The 22812-nt window shown below is 53.1% G+C and carries 15 protein-coding genes and 1 tRNA gene; 5 read left to right on the top strand and 11 right to left on the bottom strand.

Annotation, left to right across the window (positions count from 1 at the left end):
- A complete protein-coding gene (locus tag KOR42_RS27905; protein ID WP_390620856.1) occupies window positions 1–162 on the top strand; it encodes an integrase core domain-containing protein in 162 nt (53 codons plus the stop codon).
- A gap of 145 nt (window positions 163–307) precedes the next feature.
- On the opposite strand, the gene KOR42_RS19475 is transcribed toward KOR42_RS27905, so the two are convergent.
- The 3 genes from KOR42_RS19475 to KOR42_RS19485 all read right to left on the bottom strand — a co-directional run bounded on the left by KOR42_RS19475 (window position 308) and on the right by KOR42_RS19485 (window position 3141).
- Window positions 308–637: a hypothetical protein gene (locus tag KOR42_RS19475; RefSeq protein ID WP_146511513.1), complete on the bottom strand. Its 330-nt coding sequence runs from the start codon at window positions 635–637 to the stop codon at window positions 308–310.
- A gap of 51 nt (window positions 638–688) precedes the next feature.
- Window positions 689–759, bottom strand: a tRNA-Gln gene (locus KOR42_RS19480).
- 279 nt (window positions 760–1038) lie between these two features.
- Window positions 1039–3141, bottom strand: coding sequence for a sulfatase-like hydrolase/transferase (locus KOR42_RS19485; RefSeq protein ID WP_146511514.1), 2103 nt, complete (start codon window positions 3139–3141; stop codon window positions 1039–1041).
- Between the two features lie 837 nt (window positions 3142–3978).
- Here KOR42_RS19485 and KOR42_RS19490 point away from each other — a divergent pair.
- Window positions 3979–5550, top strand: a complete 1572-nt coding sequence (locus tag KOR42_RS19490) for a S41 family peptidase (protein ID WP_197441367.1) — start codon at window positions 3979–3981, stop codon at window positions 5548–5550.
- Window positions 5547–6476, top strand: coding sequence for a hypothetical protein (locus KOR42_RS19495; protein WP_146511516.1), 930 nt, complete (start codon window positions 5547–5549; stop codon window positions 6474–6476). Before KOR42_RS19490 ends, KOR42_RS19495 begins: the two co-directional genes overlap by 4 nt.
- A gap of 89 nt (window positions 6477–6565) precedes the next feature.
- Here the strand turns inward: KOR42_RS19495 and KOR42_RS19500 are convergent, their stop codons facing one another.
- The 4 genes from KOR42_RS19500 to KOR42_RS19515 form a co-directional block, all read right to left on the bottom strand.
- The gene (locus KOR42_RS19500; protein WP_146511517.1) at window positions 6566–6781 is read right to left on the bottom strand and encodes a hypothetical protein; all 216 of its coding nucleotides are present in this window, start codon (window positions 6779–6781) and stop codon (window positions 6566–6568) included.
- Window positions 6782–7260: 479 nt separating this feature from the next.
- Window positions 7261–9177: a hypothetical protein gene (locus KOR42_RS19505; protein ID WP_146511518.1), complete on the bottom strand. Its 1917-nt coding sequence runs from the start codon at window positions 9175–9177 to the stop codon at window positions 7261–7263.
- A gap of 171 nt (window positions 9178–9348) precedes the next feature.
- On the bottom strand, window positions 9349–10362 hold the full coding sequence (locus KOR42_RS19510) for an HD domain-containing phosphohydrolase (protein WP_146511519.1): 1014 nt from the start codon (window positions 10360–10362) through the stop codon (window positions 9349–9351).
- A 4-nt stretch (window positions 10363–10366) separates the two neighbouring features.
- Window positions 10367–10786, bottom strand: coding sequence for an Hpt domain-containing protein (locus KOR42_RS19515; protein WP_146511520.1), 420 nt, complete (start codon window positions 10784–10786; stop codon window positions 10367–10369).
- Between the two features lie 377 nt (window positions 10787–11163).
- Here KOR42_RS19515 and KOR42_RS19520 point away from each other — a divergent pair, with 377 nt between their 5' ends.
- Window positions 11164–12423 (top strand): OmpP1/FadL family transporter, encoded by a 1260-nt coding sequence (locus tag KOR42_RS19520; RefSeq protein ID WP_146511521.1) that lies wholly within the window; start codon window positions 11164–11166, stop codon window positions 12421–12423.
- Here the strand turns inward: KOR42_RS19520 and KOR42_RS27670 are convergent.
- Both KOR42_RS27670 and KOR42_RS19525 read right to left on the bottom strand, forming a co-directional pair.
- Entirely contained in the window at window positions 12420–12551 is a 132-nt protein-coding gene (locus tag KOR42_RS27670) for a hypothetical protein (protein WP_261342060.1), read from the bottom strand. The genes KOR42_RS19520 and KOR42_RS27670 overlap by 4 nt on opposite strands.
- A gap of 229 nt (window positions 12552–12780) precedes the next feature.
- Window positions 12781–13896: a class I SAM-dependent methyltransferase gene (locus KOR42_RS19525; protein ID WP_146511522.1), complete on the bottom strand. Its 1116-nt coding sequence runs from the start codon at window positions 13894–13896 to the stop codon at window positions 12781–12783.
- Between the two features lie 354 nt (window positions 13897–14250).
- On the opposite strand from KOR42_RS19525, the gene KOR42_RS19530 reads away from it, so the two are divergent.
- Entirely contained in the window at window positions 14251–20220 is a 5970-nt protein-coding gene (locus KOR42_RS19530; RefSeq protein WP_146511523.1) for an ATP-binding hybrid sensor histidine kinase/response regulator, read from the top strand.
- 264 nt (window positions 20221–20484) lie between these two features.
- On the opposite strand, the gene KOR42_RS19535 is transcribed toward KOR42_RS19530, so the two are convergent.
- A complete protein-coding gene (locus tag KOR42_RS19535; protein WP_146511524.1) occupies window positions 20485–21480 on the bottom strand; it encodes a DUF1559 family PulG-like putative transporter in 996 nt (331 codons plus the stop codon).
- A 337-nt stretch (window positions 21481–21817) separates the two neighbouring features.
- A complete protein-coding gene (gene hemB, locus KOR42_RS19540; protein WP_146511525.1) occupies window positions 21818–22804 on the bottom strand; it encodes a porphobilinogen synthase in 987 nt (328 codons plus the stop codon).
- Between the last annotated feature and the right edge of the window lie 8 nt (window positions 22805–22812).

A 22812-nucleotide genomic window follows, 5' to 3' on the forward strand; every position in this document is an offset into this window, starting at 1 on the left:
ATTCAGGACTGGCGGATGACTTACAACCACCGCCGTCCGCACAGCTCTCTTGGAGGGTTGACGCCTGCCGAATTTTCGACTCAGTGTGCTTCCGTTCCAGAGAAGGTTCCGCCTACGGCTCCACCTTCTCCTCCACTCCAGCACACTGACTTACTTACCTAACCCCAACTCTCATAAGCCTGGTTCAAACTTCGGGGGCATTTCATCCGAACATGCTTCTTCGTCAGTTCGTCTTGAACAGCTTGCATCTTCTTCGGCCCGAAATCCCCGACCTTGGTTGTTCGGAACATACGGATAGAAACACGCATCACCGTTCGAGAGTTGGCGACTTCGCCGGGACTGCAGTAGTGGACAGCGTGCTGGGGCAGGGAGAGACGACTCGCTGCCCGACTATCGTTGTCGCAGCCGGGGTTGCATGGGCTTCCTGCCGGCGTGTGATGAATGCATCGTAGGCGTCCCGGCTTTCAGTCGTTCCGTAGGCGCCGAAGTAGACTACCCGCCCGTTGATTGTTCGCGTTGGCTTGCCCGGTTGCTTTGTGTTTGCAGTATTTTCGTGTTCGCGGCATCGGTTTTCCCCTTGCGAAGCGATCACAGCTACAGAGACAAATTCTGTAGCCAGAAAGCAGAGGGTTGCCACGCTCGTTTTGAGGTGGTCACAAGTTGTGACTGAGTAACGAGTTAAAGAAGATTACCCGGCCAGGATTTGAACCTGGACTAACAGTACCAAAAACTGTGGTGCTACCGTTACACTACCGGGTAAGTTGTGGGCAGGATACTCAGTTGACTGAATATTGCAAGATTGTTTCTCGGTTGGAATTGCGAACTTCACACTCTGGTGGGGGAAGTTCATTTTCGCGATTCCGTATTTGTCGAGGCGTTGGCCCTCGAGGCAGCGGCGAATTCGCGGGCTGGGGAGCGATCACGCATTTTTCATGCGGTCAGAATCGTCCCCAGTTGGTGAAACCGATCATTGGGCTTTTCTGTGCCGTTCCTCGGGAAGGCTGTCAATTGCTGTGATCCGCGGGTGATGAGGATCGGTCAATCGAGGGGGCGAACCCAGATTTCTCGGAAATAGACGGTGCTTTCCGGGTCGTGGGCTTGCAGTGCGAAAGTGCCGTGATCGATGCGTCGCTCTGTGTATCGAGGGTGTTGGTAGTCTTCAGGTTCGGTGTAATCGACGACAATTTCGTCGTCGACCTCAATTTGCACGGTGTCTCTCTGAACCTGAATGTGCAGTGTGAAGAATACGTCGTCGCCAACCGGTGATTCAGGGAGGTTCTCGACAGCGAACAAGCTTCCTGTTCGCGTCGGATTTTTATGGCTGGCATTCATTTGGACTTCATGTCCGGCGTTCGGAAATCCTTCTTCCTGGAACTTCGTGTGGAAGTAAACTCCGCCGTTCGAGCCGGGTGTCGTCATGCCTTCGACGAGAAGTTCAAAGTCTGTGAAGTCAGCGCCCTCAACATCTCCTGTGTAGAACAGATGAGATTGATTTTGCGTTGCGTGGGCGCGAATCATTCCGTTGATGATGGTGAACGAATCTGCTGGGGGGCTCGCTGTCCAGCCTTCGAGATCGCGACCATTGAAGAGTGAAATCCAACCGTCCTGTTCCATTTCTTTTCGATGATGGGCGACGTGTTCTGGAACGGGAAACGAGCGGAGTGAGCTGTAGCGGCGATACGTTTCGAAGACATCGCCTCCGTCGAGAATACGAGGGTCTCCCGTCTCGATGAGGTATTGTTGGAACTGGCTTGCGAGTTGTTCTTCGGTCTCAGCGAAATCGGGGCTGCCAGCGAGATTTTTCAGGCATCCGGGGTCGTTCACGATGTCAAAGATTTCGATCTCGGGACGCATGTCGACTGCGTAGTGAAAATATCCTTCGACGTTCGGATCGTCGCGATGTTCGATGAGGAAGCTCAAGCTGGGACAGGCATCGATATCATGGTAGCCGCCGTGTTCTGGTCCGAGAGTTCCGTCGTTGTTCAGTTTCTGAGGGGCTCCGGCTGGCCACCGTTCAGGTCGGAAATTCTGAATGTACAAGTACTCAGCTGTTCGCATTGCTCGTTGAGGATAGGCCAGCGTCTGATAGCGTGAGGATGAATGTCGTTCTCGTCCGGAGAAGACGAAGGCCCGGTCAGACGCATCGTCTTCGTCGCCTTGCAGAAGGGGAAGCAGGCTGTGACCAGCGAGAGGATACTCTGTTGAGGGATGCGGAATTCCAACGACGTCGTAGATTGTCGCTGTCAGATCGACGAAAGCGACGAGAGCATCGGACTCGTGACTTTCTGAATTGATGCCACCCCATCGAATCGCGAGTGGCATATGAATTCCGTATTCGTAGCAGTTGGCTTTTGCGCGGGGGAACGCCATTCCGTTGTCGGATGTGACGATGATCAACGTGTTGTCGAGTTCGCCTGCTGCTTCGAGTTCGTCGAGAATTTCCCCGAGATGGCGATCGAACCATTCAATTTCGACAGCATAGTCTGCGAGGTCGGATCGGATTTCGGGGTGATCCGGGAGGAACGGAGGGACCTCGACTTTTTCAAGGACTTTGCCTGCTTTCAGTCCCGATCCTTTTTCAAATCCGCGATGCGGTTCGTGTGCTCCATACCAGAAACAGAATGGCTGATCCGGCTCTTTCTGGCTTAGGAAGTTCTTGAAATTCGCTGAGTAGTTCTTGTTGCTGATTCCCTTGTAAGGGCTTTCCAGAACTTCCCCGACATAGGCAGGGCCCGCCGGGTTTTCTTTGCGTCCATCATCTTTGTAATTGCCGGGACCCCAGCCTTTGCCTGTGTACCCGACGTGGTAGCCGTTCTCCGCAAGCACTTCCGGAAACGTTCGGTATCTGGCCGGGAATGAACTGGCGTGGGTTCCTGCGTTTTCAATCTGCCAGATGTGGCGACCCGTCAGCAATGCGGCGCGGCAAGGGCTGCATCCGGGAGAAGCTGCAAATGCGTTGTTGAAGAGAATTCCCTCGCGGGCGACTCGATCGAATGCCGGGGTTTGCACGAACTCACACCCGTAGGCGGACGCGTGCAACCATGACTGGTCATCGCTGATGACAAAGAGAACGTTCGGACGCTCTTCCGCCCTAAGCGAGGGGACAACAAGTAGCAATGCGGCGAGCAAAGAGTATCTCATGAATGGCGACTTTCATTCGTGGGCAAATTCTTCGGGAGTGTTTGTCTCGGAAACTCAGATCATATCGGCGATGCGTGTTGCGAGCCAGTTGATGGCGGTGAAGAGAACGACTTTCTTGTGGTCTCATCGGGATGCGAGGGCATCGGCCGATCGGCTCAGGCGTCGATCGATTGATCGCTTTAGATGGCGTATGAGCAGAAAATCGATGTTCCTCGATCGTCGGATTCAGAGTGCGCAGCGATCGAACTTGGACGAAAGTGCGCGGTGAGCCCCGCTTTGAGTGAAGGTGAAAAAAAGACAACGTGCTCGCAGAACCAAGAGTTTCAGAAGAAGCGGTCGAAAAGTCGGGGCCGGACTGATCAATGAAGGTCGCTTCATCGGGACGACTGATCGTGTCGCCATGACCGGGTGAGTGTAGAGAGAATTGTATCAATTCTGCGGAGTGACCTTCGATCAACAGGAAGGTCGCTCCACCTGTGAGGATCTCAATGTTCGCATGACATGAAATCCTTACACAGGTGTCAGAGTCGCTATTGATCGGAACAACCTGATGGTGTTGAGGAAAATCACCGCCGGAGGAAGGTTTCAGTTAAGTTTCGCGCTTGTAACATTTTGCTCAAAAGTGCATTGTGGACTAAGTTCCATGGGAAGGATCGGCCGCTGACTGCAGTTGTTGGTGGGCGCAATAACATTCAGGGAGGGAGGACGACGCAATAGATCAAGCTGGCTTCGTAAGCGTTGAGAAGCCGGTTGAGAGTGAAAGCGAGGACCACGATGGGAATCTCCATCGTTTCATTACGAAACACGATTGGCATTCCGTCGGCGATTCTATTCCTCATGTTGAGTTCGCAGCTCCTGCGGGCAGCTGAGGATTTCGCGGTTGTTGATGTGCAGTCCGCACTCCGCAACGGCGAAGCTCTTGAGAGCGAAAAGGACTGGTCCGGGGCCATTAAGGTTTATGAGTCCGCACTGGAACAGTTTTCCAACGATGAAACTCTGAAGCTGCGGCTTCGTTATGCGAAGCTGAATTTCTCCATCGAACGTCGTTATCTCGATGACAGCTTTCAGACGACATTAAAGCCAATGTCTCAAGAGGCGGCGTTGAGTCTGTACGATGACGTCTTAACCAACGTCCAGTCATATTTCGTCAGTTCGATCAGTGTCAGCACTCTTGTCTCTCACGGAACTGAAAGTCTGTGGCTGGCATTAGGTCATCAACGATTTATCGATGAGAACCTGTTTGGAGCATCGCCGGAGAGAATCGAGAAGCTTCGTCGGAAGTTGTACGATCTCTACTGGAATAACAAAGTTAAACCGGTCAACCATCGATTTGATGCTCAAAGCGTGGTCCGCGAAGTTTGCAAGTTATGCGACAATGAAATCGGACTGTCATCAGGTCCGGTCATTATGGAGTATTGCTTCGGTGCTTTTAACTGTCTCGACGACTACAGCAGCATTCTGACTCCGGGACGACGAAAAGACTTATACGGCAACATCAAGGGAGAGTTTGTTGGAATCGGAATCGTCATGGAAAGTGAAAGTGGGAAGGGAATGGCTTTGAAGCAAGTCCTCCCGGAAAGTCCCGCCGCAGAGCAGGGGCTCAAGCGCGGAGATATGATCACCGCTGTCGACGGAACGGACTGCCGAAACTTAACGACTCAAGAAACTGCAGATCTGTTGACCGGCAAAGCAGGTTCCAGTGTTCAACTCACGATCAATCGCGATGGATTCCGAACGTTTCAGGTGACGTGTCAACGTCGTCAAGTTCAGATCAAAAGCGTCGCGGTCGCGAAGATCATCGATTCACAAAACGGGATCGCTTATATCCAGATGACCGGATTTCAGCAGAATACTGTTCGGGAAATGGATGAAGCTCTTCAGAAACTGCATCAACAAGGGATGCGGGCACTGATCTGGGATGTCCGCGAAAATCCAGGTGGGCTGTTGACGGCTGCGATTGAAGTTCTTGATCGTTTCATCGACGAAGGTGTCATCGTGTCGACCAAAGGCCGCGTGTCTGATCAGAACGCGACTTACCGGGCACGTCAGAATGGAACATGGGGAATTCCCATCGTCCTGTTGATCGACGAGAACAGTGCCAGTGCGAGCGAAATTGTGGCTGGAGCGATTAAAGACCACCGCCGAGGAACAGTTGTCGGACGCAAGAGCTACGGAAAGTGGAGCGTTCAGACGATCTTTGATGCACGCTTCGGGACGAGTATCCGGCTCACGACAGCTCGATTCTACTCGCCGAACGGGTCGACATGGGGTAGCATTGGACTTGAACCGGATGTCGTTGTTGATCATGGTTCCTTTGAGCGTCCGATTGGGGATGTCGATGTCTATGCTGACCCTGATATCCAGGCAGCGATGAAAATTCTCACTCAACCTGAATTTACTCAGCGATGAACCCAGCCCGAGACCCGGAACTCCAAAACGCTCCGAAATGGCTGAAGGGTCGCGGTCTCGGACCACGGATGAGATGGCACACCACCACGGATGGGCCGCTCGAGGCGATGGCGTATGCTCGCGAGACTGGGGACCTGTTTCTCGCCGATGCGACCGGAACGCTTTCACGCGTTGATCGTCAAGGGAAGATTGCTTCGATTACACATTTGCACAATCCCCCGACTCAGTTGAGTTGGAGCGATGATGGGAATTTCGGAGCAGCGATGTGCGGGGAAGATGTGATTCTCCGATTCGATCGAAACCTGAAGGTTGTCGGTGAATTCACTCCTTCGGAGATTCCTCTCGCGATTGCAATTTCTCCTTTTGGAAATCACCTCGCTGTCTCTTACGTCAACGCTACCACGATCTTCTACAACGAGCGTCGACGAAAGATCGGAAGGTTTGAGACACTTCGCCCGCTTGCATTTCTTCGATTTTGTCCGAACGAGCCAATCCTGTTTGGGGCCGCTGAGCACGGACTGGTTTGTTGCTTCAATCTCGCCGGGGCAGAAATCTGGCGGGAGAAGAACTGGTCGAATGTGGGAGGGCTTTGTCTGACCGGAGATGGCGATCTTGTCTATCTCGCGAGCTTCGCACACGGTGTCGAAGTCTATGACGGCGACGGCGCCAGCGTGGGGTCCTATGTGCTCGACGGGACTGTGCATCGACTGGATGCAAGCTATGAACCCAATCGTCTCATCGTTTCGACGGTCGAAGGAGCGCTCTACTGGCTCGACGCGGATGGGGAACTTCTATGGTCGACGTCTGTTTCGGATGATGTCGTGAATCTGGTGTGTGACCCGTTTGGAGAATGGGCTTGCGTGGGGCTTCGGCAGGAGGGGGTCTACGCTCTCGATTGGCGTTCTCAATCAACTCCGCCAAAATAGTTTCGGATCACTTGAGACTCGTCGGGCGACGGATTGAGTGGGCGACGGGTTGATCAGGCTTCGTTGTGGTCTTGGGCTATCGTGTTCGATCACCCGGCATGTCGGGAGAGTGGTGGCGTCTCGAAACTCTCGACGCTTGAAGTGGGCCAGTTGTCGGTGTCAGCGGTGTTCTGCGTTGACCGTTCCTGATCGGAATTGTTGGATTGGGAAAGGCGTTGCAGGAGGACCGTTCTTCTGAACAGAGAAAAATCTTCATCAACTTTCAAAGCTACTGCTTGCGACTGCTCCTGAGATCGCTTCTGCATTCTGTCTACTCCATTTGAGGGGAATCTCTTCGAGTTCATCGATCGCGGACGTTGCGGCTGACATTGCTGTTCGTCGTGGTGGTGACCAACATCTTTGGCAGGGCTTCTGAAGATCAATGCAGCTCAAAGAGTGATCCTGGTCCCCGGGGCGCGTCGCCCTATGTGGATGGGCGAGTTTGTGTGGGGCAAGGATCGTCTGCTAATTGAATATCGTTGGAGCACCCGAAATGTTGCCGAAATCTCGCAAATTTCTGGAGTGTGCAAGCACGATGAGGGAACGCAGCACTCGTAAGTCGTTCACGATTCAATCGTTACCGACACCAATAAATTTTGGTGAATGTTCGATTGGCTTTTGGAGATCTACGCAGTCCGGGAAGTCTGCGAGGAGGGTCGGTCTTCGAGTGAGCAGCTAGAGACGCCGCGTCTGAGGACGGTTCTTGAGGACAGTTCTCGGGAACGTTCAGAGTTGATCAGAGATGTTACTCGACTTCGAACTTCACGGAGTGCATCTGGACTTGAGAGCCAGTGTCAATTTCCCATGAAGCATTCTGACTTGGGGGAATGACTTTGTGCGCGGTCCGTTGCTTTCCTTCGCCTTCCGCCCAGTGGAAAGTGACGCGACAAGCGTCTGGTTGTTCAATTTCGTAGTTGAGGTGGGCTTCGAATCTGAGAATCGGCTTCCCGTTGGAGTTCGAGCAGCGAATTTGCACCGGGCCCGAATGTGCTGGGGAAAGGCTAATATCTCCGTAGCAAAAGCTTTGCGACCAGAAGTCTTCCGGCTCTTCGGAGGATCGATCGATCTTCCAGTTCTCGACGATGGGCGTCCAGGTTTTTCCGAGATCGATCGAATAGTGCAGTTCATACTCAACGGTGGGATCTGGAGGATTTCCGGAAGCGATGTGAGCAGCTGCATAGAGGTGAGTTGCAGGTTCGTTTCGCGGTGTCGCGAGTTGTAAAATCTGAACTGAGGGAGTTGACCCACTGTCGACGCGATTCTGATTCGCGAGGGCGACCGATGGACCTGCGGAGACGGTTCCGACTTGAGATGCCTGGAACGTCACGGTGGTTCTGTTTTCCATGAGTCTCGGGAAGAGAGCGGGGTTGGCTTGGCACACCGTTCTGACAAGCAGGTTCGAGTCAATCAATTTTGTTGCGGGCTCGTTGATCCGCAGCAGGTATTGCTGGCAGCCTTTCACAATGTCAGTGAGGTCGACGGCTCCGGCGTCGATTGTTGTGGATGTCCATGATCCGCCTCGGTCGACAGAGACGTCAATGTCGAGTTTGGCATCTGCGGTGATGATCAGTCCGTTCGTGCAACCCTCTTCGTAGATCCCCCAGGCAGAGTCGTCAGGAGGAGTTGCGGCGATCACGAATGGAGATTGAAATTCAAAGGTCACGTGCTGGGGACCCGATGAGACAACTCCCTCTCGAAAACTCTCGTCGCTGAAATCGGGACGATATTCAAAGACCGCGTTTCCGTATCGGGCTTGTCCTCGCCGATAGCCTGATCCGTCAGGGTTCTCGAAGAATCGCTCAGGCTGGTTGATCCAGGTGCGGCTGCGTTCCGGACCGGGGATCTCGTCCGCATGGTAGTTGCGCCCCCAGAACACAAAGGTTGATCCGTCTTCGAGACCCGGTTCGAAAAATCGGGTAAGTGTTTCCCCGGAGCGAAGGTGAAGCTTGGGAGTCGGACCCGCATAGCCCGGAAGATGTTCCACGAATCGAGTTTGTTGATAGACGCTTTTCGCATCATCAGGGTGAAGCCCTGCGAGTGGCCAGCCATGTTGACGCGCGATGCGAAAGGTCGGATCGGTCAACTCAAGGTGGGCGCCGATCTCGGAGATGGACAACATTCGTGAACCATCTTCGGCGAAGACAACGGTCGACAGGTCATGATCGAGTAGAATCCACTGACCTGAACCGTATTCGTTTCCTTGGATAAAGACTTCGAACGCATTGTGCCCGTTGACGCCGACAGTGCGGCTTCGGCAGTGTCCGAGTAAAGCGTTCAGTTCGACGGTCCACTGGGCATGTGTCGTTCCGCAGAGACCGAACCCATGGCTGAACAGGCCAGACCAGTACTCTCTCGTCGTCGTGTCACCTGTTGTAAATCCGCGTCCCCACAGATCCTGGCGTCCCTCTTCTCCGTGGGCATAGTGAAGATTTCTCCACATCCACGCAGCCAATACTTTCTCCTCTTCCGATCGAGGAGGAGAGCCTGTGACATGTTCGAAGAGTTGCGCCTGTGTCTCTTGAAGGCGTTCAAAGCTTGAGCAAGACAATTCTCCGGGATACCACGGGTGATCCGTCCGAAGCTGAGGGTCTCCCACGCCCGCGACGACTTGTGAGACAAGAGCGGCAATCGTTCCCAGACCGTACAGCAGTTGTCTCAGCATGAAGCACCTTCACAAAAGACCAATCACGAGAACAGTCGACGTGAGCAGACTTCTGGACAGGTTAGCGTTTCGAACGAGAGATTCGAACTGTTCGAGTGGAATCAGCCGAGTCGCATCACCAGTACCGAGCTGAGATATCGGATCGGTGGCGAGACAGTCTCTAAGTCGGTGTCAGTGGACGAGACAGAAGTCTTCGAAGTGGGACTTCACATCGAGAAAATGTGATTCGCAGCGAAGGAATGCCTGAACGATTTCCGGATCGAAATGCGACCCGCTGTTGCGAAGGGTGATCGCTTTCGCGACGTCGTGCGAATAGGCGTCTTTGTAGACGCGTTTGCTTGTGAGGGCATCGTACACATCAGCGAGAGCGGTGATTCTGCCACAAAGAGGAATTTGATCCCCTCGCAAACCGTTCGGATAGCCTTGCCCGTCAACTCGTTCGTGATGGGTGAGTGCGATGTCCCGCGCCATTTCGAGATAGCTGGCGTTGGGATGATGCGTGGCGACTTCGGTCAATGTTTTCGCACCGAGAGTCGTGTGAGTTTTCATGACCTCGAATTCCTGCCGCGTCAATCGTCCCGGCTTGAGCAGAATGCTGTCGGGAATGGCGACTTTTCCGATGTCGTGAAGCGGTGTTGTGAGATGCAGGAGGTTGATGTAATCCCCATCAACGATCTCTCCGAATTCGTCGGTCTGGGCGAGTTCTTCTGCCAGAATCCGTGCGTATTCGCGCATCCGTTCGAGGTGTGCGCCGGTCTCCTGATCACGAGACTCCGCCAGTTTCGCCAACGCGAAGATCGTTAGTTCCCGGCTTTCGAGACCGAGAATTCGTTCGCCCGCGCGGACTCGCACAAGGAGTTCACTCGGGTTGAACGGTTTGGTGATAAAGTCATCGGCCCCAGCTTCGAGACCTTGAACCACATCCTCCATACTCGAGTAGGAGGTCAACAGGATGAGATAGATGTATCCCCCGATGTGTCGTGAACGGACCTCACGGCACAACTCAAGCCCTGTCATCCCAGGCATTTCCCAGTCTGAGATGAACAATCGAAACTGCCCCGTTCGGAGATACTGATATGCTTCCGTCCCATCTCGGGCGACGGTCACATCGTATCCGAACGCTTCGAGTGCGTTTCGAAGAGTTTCGGTTGTTGAGTAGTCGTCATCAGCGACGAGGATGTCCATCGCTTCAGAATCCTTTGTATCTCAGCCTACGGAAGCGTTCTTCAATATTGGATGTCATTGAGAACGGCCGAACCTCCATCTCGAACTGGTCACTCGCTTCAATGAGTTCATTGAGGCAATCTTGAGAGGCCCGGTCATCTTCTTCACGTGCAGCGGTTTCGAGTTTCAGTGCGAGTTTTGTGATACGAGTGGCATTCAGGTTCGCTGCTTCGCCCCTCAGGCGATGTGCGCCCTGAGCAAGTTCAACGAAATCTCGCAGATCCATCGCTTGCTGTAACTTCTCAGTTGAGTCTTGCAAGCTGCCCTTAAAACGGTTGATCAATTTGTCGACAAGGTCGAGCTTGCCCAGACACCGGTCCACCAGTTTCTGGAGTTCGATCATCGGAACGCTTTCGTCTTTCAGCGTCGGTTCGGAAGATCTCATTGGAATGCTCACGTGTTCGACAAAATGGCAGTTTGGTAAACGCTATTTCACGAAACAGGGTGGCGTATCGGATGACTGAACAGTTCCGTGTCAGGTTTGGGAAATCCCCAATAGAATGGCAAAGATAACGGCGCAAAGTGAGCAAGCTGCATAATCGTTGAATTCGCAACAACCCCTATTGTCGTGCACAGCTTAACATTCGGAGTCGGTCGAGTTTCAGGAATGATCCGGTTGTAGGGAGTGGACCAGTTGAATCGTCAGTCCGTTTGTGGTGGTTGTGTGACTTTCTTGCAGTTTGATGTTATTTCCAGACGAAGCGACAAGAGACTTGTGACTGCGTTGGATGGCATGCTGCAACGCTTGAAGGAAACTCAGGGATGAATCAATTCAAACGAGCGTTTGCGACTCTGTGTTGTGTCATTGGGTTCGCCCAGTCGGGATACGCGGAAGGAACCTATCTCTACGGGATTTCTGCCCGGGCGATTGGTCGCGGTGGAACGAATGTCGCGCACCGGGACAATGGGGCGTTGATCTACGATAACCCCGCCGGAATCGTGGCTGTTCCCGGAAATGGATTAGTGGATATCGGGATCGACACGTTGATCACCGACTTCAGTTATTCTGATCCCGATAATCCGACGACGCACGATTCGACGATCAGCCCGCTGCCGCAACTTTCGATTGTTCGAAGGAGTTCCGATGGTGTCTGGGCTGCGGGCCTTGGGGTGTTTACCCCTGCGGGATTCGGCCAGTCCTACAAGCTCAATGGGCCGTTTCCGTTTCTCGGTCCCCAGGAATACAACTCCTTCGGTTCACTGACCAAAGTTCTTCCCAGTCTTGCGTGGGCGCCGAATGATCGCCTTCGTATTGGTGGAACCGCTGGTGTCGGTGTCACTTACACGTCGATTCGCCTGCCTTACTTCCTTCAGGAACCCGGACCAACTCAGGGGGCTCCGGTTTACCTCGATTTGCGCGGAACGGGAGCGACATTCGTTTGGTCGCTGGGATTGCAATACGATCTCACCGATGTGACAACGTTGGGTGTGACCTATCAGAGCGAAACAGATATGAAACTCGATGGGCCAGCTCGAGTTACGATTCCGCTTGCAGGGACAGCGAGATATGACGCGGATACAGAAATTGTCTGGCCACAGTCAGTCGCGTTCGGTGTGAAGCACGAATTGATGCCGTTTCACACAATCTCTGCCGACATCATCTGGACCGATTGGGCATCGTCATATGACTCATTCAAAGTCACACTGTCCGATCCATCAATCGTGGGCTTTCCCGAAGTCACGGAGAATTTTCCGCTCGACTGGACTGATGGCTTCGTGTTCAAGTTCGGTTACGAAGTGGAATCGGAAGGTCTCGGAACGTTCCGTGTCGGATACGTTCATAACGACAACCCAATTCCGAACAACACGCTGACTCCACTCATTCAGTCTTTTTCACAGAATGGCTTCACAGCGGGATATGGATGCTGCTGGGCCGACTGGGACATCGATCTCTCTTATATGTATGCATTCGGCCAGGACCGCACGGTTGAGAACAGTGATTTCATCGGCGGAGACTTTGACAACGCTCGGCACACGAACCAGTCGCACGCCATCTCAGTCAGTGCGATCAAAAGGTTCTAGAAGCGACCAGCAAACTTGAGAGATGGGTTCTCGACGATTTCGGTCACTGCTGCGTTGAGGGCTGTTGCGACGGCTGATTCGCAATCGAGAATTCCATCGCAGAGAACACTCCCGAGAACAAGAAACATTCCCGAGAACTCTGTGGAGAGCGATTTTGCTTGAGTAAAGAGACTCGAAACTGAGAGAAACTCACATTCGAGTTTGTGATTAGAAAAGCGGGATTGCTCAGAATCGGGGGGGAGTGAACTCTAAGCTGGTCTCATTGTCGAAATGGACCGGACATCCGACTCAGCGGTGAAACATTCTCTCTTAAAGAAAGAATGTTTCACCGTGATTTGCGACGTCGAGGAAGCTGTCTCAGCGAGTCTTGTTGGACTCGTCGAGCGGTGTCACAGCATCCTTCCGATATCGGGAATCGGTGACGTTGGCATCGCCGTGGAAATCGTGAGATTTCGTTGAGAGAGCAGAGCCTTTTGCGACAAAGTTGATGATGATGCCGGTTTCGTCGCGTGAGATCTCAAGCTGCTTCGTGTCGTAACCTGCTTCGGCGAAGAGTCGCACACAATCCTCTTCAGTTCGTTGGTAGAAGTACCAATCGACATGCCACTGATACTCTGCGGCACAATATTTCAAGCAGTCTTTGAAAGCGACATAGACGATTCCGTTCTGACTGACAGATTGTCGCCATCCGTCGAGCATTCGAATCAAAAAGCGATCAGGAATATAATCGCAAAGTCCGACGCTGTAGATGAGGTCCGACTCTCCAAACTGAGCGAGATTGGTCTTCGCCTGGGTCATCTTTAATGCGTTGTATTTGACGCATTGAAGTTCGATGACACCTTCAGCATCCGGGGAGATGTGTCGTTGCAGGTATTCCAGGGCGCCTTCGTCAGAATCAACGCACGTCAGCTGAATCGGCGGTGAATCAGAGAACCCGTCGGCGAATTCACGACCGGGGCCGCTGGCAACATCCAGAATAGCGAACTGTCCTCCGCGACTCTCAGCTTCCTCCAGAAGGAACTGTTTGATCGCTGCCAGGCGGAAACAGACCGCTCGGGCGAGATCGGAGTTGAGAAAGTAGAGATCGAGATAGCCACCGATTCCGGTTGATTTCGGTTCTCCATCATAGATCGCGGTGAGCATTTCGAAGTCACCGGGATAGCCGCGAGGCTTGGCCTTCGCTCGCTGCATGAACCAACTCTGATCGAAGACGGAAGCGATCTCGTCTCGGAAACGATTCTGAGCCTCTCTCAGCAGTTGTGTATCGTCACCAAACAAAGCTTCGATTCGTTCGCACTCTTCTCGCGAACGATGAATGGCTTCCGTCAACTCGTCGAGGAGTTGATCGGGCTGCGGAGAAGCGTCAGGAGAAATACGGCTTTCAAGTGAAGACAAAGCGTCGGAATAACGTTTGACTTCGGTCGAAAAAAACTGTTCGATTTCTTGATGCGGAGGCGTTGGCAGAACTGCCATATTCAGATCCTGTCGTTCAGTGGATTCAAAATACAAACTTGGTCTGCCCGCCATTGGGGCCTAGCATCAGCATGTCTTTGACGATTGTCAACCTTGTAATGAAGAAAACGATCTGAAGACTTCGTTGTTCTCTGTCAACGTAGACAACTCTCTCTAATCGGAACGCCTTGCTTTCTCTACTTTTCGCAATGCGAATTTCTTAACTGTCCGGCATCAATCTCTCCACATCCTCAGATTCTGTGCTAGTTCTTAAGAGGTATCTGTTCAAACCGACTCCTTTGTGGATCCCCAACCGGACGCATCAAGATCGACGTTTCCAAAGGTCCACGCAGCACAGGCTTTAACTGGGACTCAATGTCAGCCACGTCTGCCGATCATCATCCGGACGGCTCCCGCGTCGGGAACATGAGGGAGATGCTCACAGAGTTGCCCGTCGTGAATGGGAACTTCTGTGCACTGGAACTGCTCTACGAAATCGAAGGGAGTTCGGCACTCATCGGGATCGACCGGCGTACGAACACACGTGTGTTCATGCGGGCACTCAACCCGTGCGAAGTGTCGAAAACTGTGCTGCTCCAGATTGAGCAGGAAGCTTCAATCTACGCAGGAATTTCGCATCCGAATCTCATTGCACTTGTGTTCTGCGGATATGAGCACGGACGTTATTGGATCATCGTCGAGTTTGAGAGTTCCCCCACTCTTCAGGAGTTGCTTGAGCAGGAAACCTTTCGCGGAGACGTCTCGCTTCGCGTGGTAAGAGAAGTCTTAAAGGCGATTGAGGTTCTTCACGAATCGAGTTTGCTGCATCGTTCGATTCGTGCCGATCAGGTGTTTCTCAGAGAGATCGGGAAGTCCCCGCGTGTGCTGTTGAGCGGTCTTGGAGCACCCGATCCGGTCAAGTTGCTGAGTCCATCCGGACTGTCAAACAGCGAAAAACTTGCACTTGCTGAGTGTTTGTCTCCCGAACAGAGTGGTGTGATTAACGAGCCGCTCACGGAACTTTCAAATATCTATTCCGCTGGATGTCTTCTTTTTCAGTGCCTGACGGGACGACCACCGTTTCAGGGAAAGAATCTGAACGATCTGTTGCTCCGGCAGGCAACGCATTCCGTACCAAAGGTGCGCGAACTCGGAATCGTCGTTCCTCGCGCGATCGATGAAATTCTGGAGAGAACTCTCTGCCGCGAACCGCACGGTCGTTATCAGTCGGTGAGTGCGCTAATCGCAGATATCGATGACGTGCTCGCTGCAATTGAGCAGGGTGACAGCAATCCGGATGTCGTTGTTGGCGCTCGAGATCGCAGGAAAACGCTTGTTTCTCCGGCGTTTGTCGCACGCCGGGAGGAAATTGAAAAACTCGACAGTGCGATTGAACATTGTCGAGCCGGAGAAGGAAAGCTCGTCTTCATCGAAGGTGAATCGGGATACGGAAAGTCTCGTCTCATCTCGGAGTTTTCATCGCGTGCTTCACAGAATGGTTTGACGATTTTCTCCGGACGCGCAACGTCAGATGGAAGTGCACACTCTTTTCCATTCTTTGATGCGATCGCGGGGCAGATTGAACATATCGGAGAAAGGCGACCCGAGTTCATCGGGGAATTGAAAGAGAGTCTGCAGGATCGTTGTTCCGTCATTGGAACAGCGGTGCCGAAAATGAAATCGCTGCTTGAAGTGGAAAGTACGAGTTCCTTTGACTCGGTCACAATCGAAGAGTCGCAGACGATCAGCGCGTTAGCGGCCTTGATCGGTTCGCTGGGGTCCAAAGAACGCCCGGCGGTTGTCATTCTGGATGACTGCCAATGGGCCACCGATCTCGTGGTCGGATTGATCCGATACTGGAAGCTCGTTGATCCCGTCCAGTCGCCGTCGAGCCGGTACGTTCAACTTGTGATTTCGTTCCGAACGGAAGAAGTCGCGGAAACTCACGCGATGCGCTCGCTGAATCCCGATGTTCACCTCAAGCTCGGGCCGCTGAGTCCTCATGACACTCGACGCCTCGTGGAATCGATGGCGGGACCGCTCCCCAACTCGGCAGTGGAAACACTCGCTCGGTTCTCGGATGGTGTTCCGTTCATGGCGGCCGCTGTCCTTCACGGGCTCGTCGAAACGAATTCACTGATTCCTACAGACGACGGTTGGCAGGTCGACGAAGAAGCTCTCGCCAAGGTTCAATCGTCCTCGCACGCGGGTGAGTTCTTATCGCAGAGACTCAATCTGCTGGACGAGAAAACTCGGCAGCTCTTGTCGGTCGGGGCGGTTCTCGGAAGCCACTTCGAGTTGTCGATGGCAATGGAGATCGCAAGGCTGACGCCAAGACAGGCTTACGAGGCGGTTCACGATGCGCGCAAACGCCATTTGATGTGGTGTCAATTCAGCAGCGGCGAGTGCTCGTTTGTGCATGATCGAGTTCGGGAAACATTGCTGGCCAATCTCCCCAAAGAAGAGAGAAGACGACATCACCAGCAGGCCGCAAGCCATTTGCAATTAGTCGCACCCGATCGAACGGCCGAACTCGCGTATCATTTCGATGCGGCCGGGGACCACAAGTCTGCACTTCGTTTTGCACGAGACTCAGCCAAGTCGGCAAGGAAGTCGCATGCGCTTGAGCTTGCTGAACAGCAGTACTTGATCGCAAAACGAGGAGCGCGGGACGAAAGTGCAGAGGTTCGATTCGAGATTACGAAGGAACTCGGCGAAGTCTTGATGCTTCGTGGAAAGTACGATTCGGCAGACAGAGTTCTGAAGATCGCTTCGAAACTGGCAAATGGAGCGGAGGCAGAGGCAGAGGTTCGTGAGAAACGCGGGGAACTCCGTCGCAAACGCGGAGACATGGAAGGGGCCATCCTCGAATTCGAATCGGCGCTGCGGTTGCTCGGTCGCAGAATTCCCAGCAGCAAACTCTCTTTGTTTATGATGCTGGCGTTCGAAATCGTGATTCAGGTTCTCCACACGGTTTTGCCAGCTTCGCTGTATCGCGGAAGGCGTCCACCCAGCCCAAGAGAGGCTCTCGTTCTCCGGCTATACAGTGGGTTATCACACACTTACTGGTATTGTCGAAGCCTAACGCTGGCGATGTGGACGCATCTTCGAGGAATGAACCTCGGCGAGCGGTATCAACCAAGTCTGGAGTTGGCACAAGCTTACTCCGACCATGCTCCTGCAATGATGCTCACGGGTTATTATCCGCGAAGTATCCGATACGTTGAGAGGTCATTTCAGATTCGAACGAGTCTCGGAGATCTTTGGGGACAAGGACAGTCGCTTCATTATCACGGAGTCGTTCTTTATGCCGCGTCGCGGTATCGCGAGTGCATTGAGAAGTGTCAGAAAGCGATTCAGATTCTCGAACGGACCGGTGATTTCTGGCAGGTGCACATCGCCCGGTATCAAGTGGCTGCTTCTCAACTTCGGTTGGGGGAATACGAAGCTGCGCTCGCAACTGCGAGGTTAAATTATCATTCGGGAATTACACTTGGAGATGAACAGGCTTCCGGAATTATCCTGGACGTCTGGTCGCGAGTTGCATCGCATTTAATTCCGGAACAGACACTCCAGGAAGAAGTCAATCGGCCTCGGTCTGATGTTCAAGGCCGCACGCAAGTTCTGATCGCTCATGCTGTTAAACTATTAAACGATCAACAACCGCAGCAGGCAGAAGAGTTACTTCGATCGGCTGTTCAGATCGTTGAAACGGCAGGTGTTCGGAATCCTTATACTGTTCCGGTTTATGCCTGGTTGGGGACTGCTTGTCGAATCAATGCAGAAATGGAAACTTCTCTGTCTCCGTTTCAGCGTCGCAAGCACCTCAGGGAAGCTCATCGCTGGATTCGCAAAGGCTTGAGGCAGAGGTGGAGGTTTCGAAATGACCTTCCTCATCTATATCGTGAGTTGGGATTGCTCGCGACAATGGAAGGGCGTGCCAAGGTTGCGAAGCGGGCGTTTCAAAAGAGTCTGAAAGTTTCACAGTCGCAGCACGCTCAAACCGAGTACGCGACGACGATGGCGGTCTGGTCCCGAATCGCCGAAGAATGGGGAGTCTCAATTCAGGAGTTCGTGCCGGATCACTCCGTACAAGCCTATTGCGCGCTGCAGGAGAATTCGTTTCATCGAGGAGCGATCCGACAACGGGCATCGACGACGCTGTCGCTCATTGACCGCTTTGAAACCCTGTTGCAGTCAGGGCGTGTGATTATCTCTGCACTGTCGAAAGAAGCGATCATCAGAGAGGCTCGAACAGCATCGTGTCGACTCCTCCGAACCGAGACAGCGCGGCTGGTGATGTTCGATGAAAATCAACAGATATCGATTGATGAAAATGATCTGACGGCGGAGTGTCGGCAACTTATCGAAGTCGCGACACAAAAGAAGGAGGTTGTTTGTCGACAGCCTGACTTTGAACATCGTGTTGCGGAGACCGATTTCTCTGTGTTGTGCGCTCCTATTCAGGTTCGTGGTTTCACCGTGGCTTGTCTCTACGCAACTCACCGGGGAAGTGAAGTCTTCTTCGGAGCTGACGAAGAACGAATTGCGGAGTTTACTGCGACACTTGTCGGTGCTGCATTTGAGAATGCGGAAGGCTTTGAACAGTTGGAACAGTTGAACGCAACGCTGGAACATCGAGTTGCGGAGCGGACACAAGCGGTTCAGGAGCGGGCGCGACAGCTCGCGAAGTCGAACCTCGAACTGGAACGGGTCGCGACGAAGTTGCGGTTAGCACAAGGGGAACTTGTGGCTTCCAAAATGGCTGCCGAAGAGGCCAATAAAGCCAAAAGCCGCTTCCTCGCAGCGATGAGTCACGAGATTCGAACTCCCATGAATGGAATCATCGGAATGAGTGAACTGGCGCTTTCTACAGATCTTGACGGTCGACAGCGGACCTATCTGGGAACCGTTCACAAGTCAGCGAATTCACTGCTTGCGATCCTGAATGACATTCTCGACTTCTCCAAGATCGAATCCGGCAAGATGGATGTCGAATCCATTCCGTTCGACCTGCACGAATCGATTGCGGATGCGGTCCGTCTATTCGCTGGTGCTGCGACTCGGAAAGGACTGGACATTTCCTGTCTGGCTCTCGATGGAGTTCCGATTCGAGTCATGGGTGATGCCAATCGGTTGAATCAGATTCTTGTCAATTTGATTGGGAATGCCCTGAAGTTCACAACTGCCGGCGAGGTGAGAGTCACTGCGAAACGGGTGGACGATGCAGAAGGAATCGCCCGCGTTCGGTTCTGTGTGTCGGATACCGGAATCGGAATTCCTGAAGAGACACGCGATCGAATTTTCTCCGCATTCGATCAGGGACAGGCGTCGGTCACGCGACGGTTCGGGGGAACCGGGCTGGGGCTTGCCATTTCGTCTCAATTGATTGCGCTGATGGGCGGAAGGATCTGGGTTGAGAGTGAAGAGGGAAGCGGAAGCCAGTTCTATTTCGAAATTCCATTTGAGATGACGGGTGCGGAAGTTTCGAACTTTGTTGATGGGGACGAACAGCAACTCTCGGTGTTTTACTTCCACCCTCATCGAGACTTTGTGGAAGAGGTAGCCGCGGCCTTTGAGGCCCGTGCAGTGTCGGTCTCTGTTTCGTCGGATGTTGAAGAAGCACGACTTCTTCTGGCGGGGCCGGAGGCCAACTTTGACCGAATCGTGTTTGATTTAATGTTGGAGTCTGAACGGGAGTTTGCATTGTTGCGGGAAGCAATCCGTTCCAACGTGCTGGACTCTGGTCAACTTCTTGTGCTGGTTCCAGCAGGGGCTGTTGACTCGGCCAATCGTTTAGAAGAGATGGGTGTCACTCAGGTTATCGAGAAACCGGTTACAGAGACCGTGTTGTTAAACATGTTGCGGCAGGCGGATTGCCGGACGAATTCTGAGCATGAAGAAGACTCCGAATCGTCGCAGGTTCTTCCCGAGGAAACAGCACTTCGAATTCTGGTCACCGACGATAGCGATGTGAACCGTGACGTTGCAGAGGGGCTGTTGGAACTCTTCGGCCATGAAGTTGTCACTGCCGCCAGCGGTCACGAAGCACTGGAGAAAATGGGGAGTGGCGTTTTCGATCTCGTGTTGATGGATGTCGAAATGCCCGACATGGACGGGTTGACTGCCACGCGTCTTCAGCGTGAACTCGAACTGAACGGCGGAAAGCGCGTCCCGATTCTCGCCATGACAGCTCATGTGATTGAGTCCGTCAAATCACAGTGTCTGGAAGCAGGGATGGATGGATTTATCTCCAAGCCTTTACAGCCCGATGAGATTCGGCAGGTTCTGTCAACGTTCCTGGAAGCAGGTCATGCGGACGGAAGCAAAGTCTTCCAACAATAGTTCGTTCCTGCTTAGAACCGATTGAGGATCGACTCTCGGTGGCTTTGCGCGACCTTCAGGCTTTCGGCCAGCATGGAAATTAATTCGTTCCGGAGTGGATCGCTCTTCACTGATCAGACTTCTGAACAGGCACTAACATCGCATGGAGCGCGTTCAGACGGGCTGAGTGAAACCTCGAAGATCGCTTCGAGGACGACGGAATTCGATCTTCGACTCAACGGGTGTTTCGACGAAGTGCTTGATTCACGCGATTGAAGATCGATTCTAAAACTCTTCGCCGATCGCTTCGTGTCCGTTGCGGGTGCAGAGTGCGAAGAACGTCAGGTCATCGATGTTCTTGGCAAGTGATCGGGTAGAGCCGTCTGCGAGACCGACCATGACGAGATTGCCATGGAAGCTTCCGAATCCGAAGAAGTGGACATTGCCTGTGAGGCCACAGTTCTGAGCTTCCGGTGGAGTTCCTTCCCAATGGGTGTCGAATCGTCCTCCGGGAATGTCATCGCGTCCGCGAGCACAGCAGGAGTAAGTGTCTCCCCAGAAACCCCCAAAGAGGGACTCTCCGAAGAGAAGGGTATTTGACATTCCGTCGGTGATATCCGTGTCGTCGATTCCGCTGTTCCGGAAGAAAATCCCGTTCTCAACAGGGCCTTCCGGTTCGTGGAGATATCCCATTGATCCTCGATAGCTTGAGTACCCGAGGTTCCCTGGACGCTTGTCCGGATAAGTTGCGCTCGGGCAGACATACGTTGGAATGGCTGCCTGAATGTATTCCCAGTTACTGTTCAGAGGTAAACCGGGGTCATTCGTCGTTTTGTCGAGGCGAAAGTCAATATCGAGGGTCGTCTGTTCGATGAAGTCCAGCAAGAACGCGTGGACTCCCCAATATCGCCCCATCGTCCAGTCCTGGATTGTAATGGGAGTCTGATTTCCTTGAGGAATCACGAGCGGCGAAGTGAAGTAGCTGGAAATGTCGATGTCACAGTATGTCTGGACATCCGGGTCATCTTCATTCGCTTCGGGTTCGACCCATCCTGAAGGAAACGTGCGGTGTGCGTCGAGATAGTTGTGTGACGCCAGGCCGATTTGCTTGAGGTTGTTGAGGCAGGACGTCCGACGTGCTGATTCACGAGCCCGTTGGACGGCTGGCATCAATAGCGAGACCAGAATGCCAATGATCGCGATCACAACCAGGAGTTCCACCAGAGTGAATCCCTGTCGTTCAACTCTGTGAGCAGCTTGGGAACGATGTCGGTGCAGCATCAGTCAACTCCTGACGGCCTGTTTCATGTTGTACAACGAGGCTGGCAACTGGAAAATGACCTCAATCGACGGGGTAAAAAGACGACTTCGTCGATTTACTCCTACAAATGTTTACCATTATGTTAACTGCCAATCCAGACCGAATCAAATTTCTCTTTGGTGTGTGGGAGAAATCTTGAGGGTTTCATGCAGATCATGAGGCTGAAAACGGCCTCAGCCTCGATAATCGTCAACAATTCCCGGGAAAAGCCCGAAACTGTCGCAGATCGTCAAACCGCTTCTTCTTAATGGACGTTCTTGGAATGAAGACGGTGCGAAGGGAAATCGGTTCACGGTCTCAATCGTCGAGCCAGCGAGAAGCGTCCTTCGCGAAATAGGTGATAATCATATCGGCACCCGCTCGTTTGATGCTTGTGAGCACTTCCAATGCAACTTGTCGCTCATCAATCCATCCCTGAGCGGCGGCTGCTTTGACCATGGAAAACTCTCCACTCACATTGTAGGCAGCCAGTGGAAGTTCTGAGTGGGCTTCTTTGACGCGCGTGATAATATCGAGGTAACTCAGGGCTGGTTTGACCATGAGAATGTCGGCGCCCTCTTCCACATCGAGGTCCACTTCACGAATCGCTTCCCGACCGTTTGCGGGGTCCATTTGATAGGTGGCACGGTTTCCGAACTGAGGGGCACTCTCCGCAGCATCTCGAAACGGACCATAGAACGCGGACTGATATTTCGCAGCGTAGCTCATGATGGGAATGTGCTCGAAATGATTGTCGTCGAGTCCCATGCGGATCGTTTCGATCATCCCGTCCATCATTCCGCTCGGTGCGACCAGATCCGCACCTGCTTCGGCATGACTGACAGCTTCCCGAGCGAGCAAACGAAGAGTGGCGTCGTTGTCAACGTCGACCATTCCGGTATTGTCATTCACGATTCCGCAATGCCCATGATCGGTGAATTCACAGAAGCAGACGTCTGTCATTACCAGAAGATTGGACGTTTCAGCTTTGATGGCTCGCACTGCCTGTTGGACAATTCCATCATCCGAAACAGCGTCTGATCCGGTGGCATCTTTGTGTTCGGGGATTCCGAAAAGTATGACGGCCGGGATTCCCAGTTCCTCGATTTCCTTAACTTCCTGTGCCAGCAAATCGACCGACAGCTGAGATTGTCCCGGCATTGAGGCGATCGGAATTCGCTGATTCTCGCCGTGCCTGACAAAGAGCGGGAGGATGAAGTCATTGGCCGTCAGGTGAGTTTCCCGGATGAGATCTCTGAGACGCGGGTGACGGCGTAAGCGGCGCGGACGGACGTTCGGAAACATATTTCAGC

It is taken from the genome of Thalassoglobus neptunius, from assembly GCF_007859735.1.
Lineage (GTDB): Bacteria > Planctomycetota > Planctomycetia > Planctomycetales > Planctomycetaceae > Thalassoglobus > Thalassoglobus neptunius.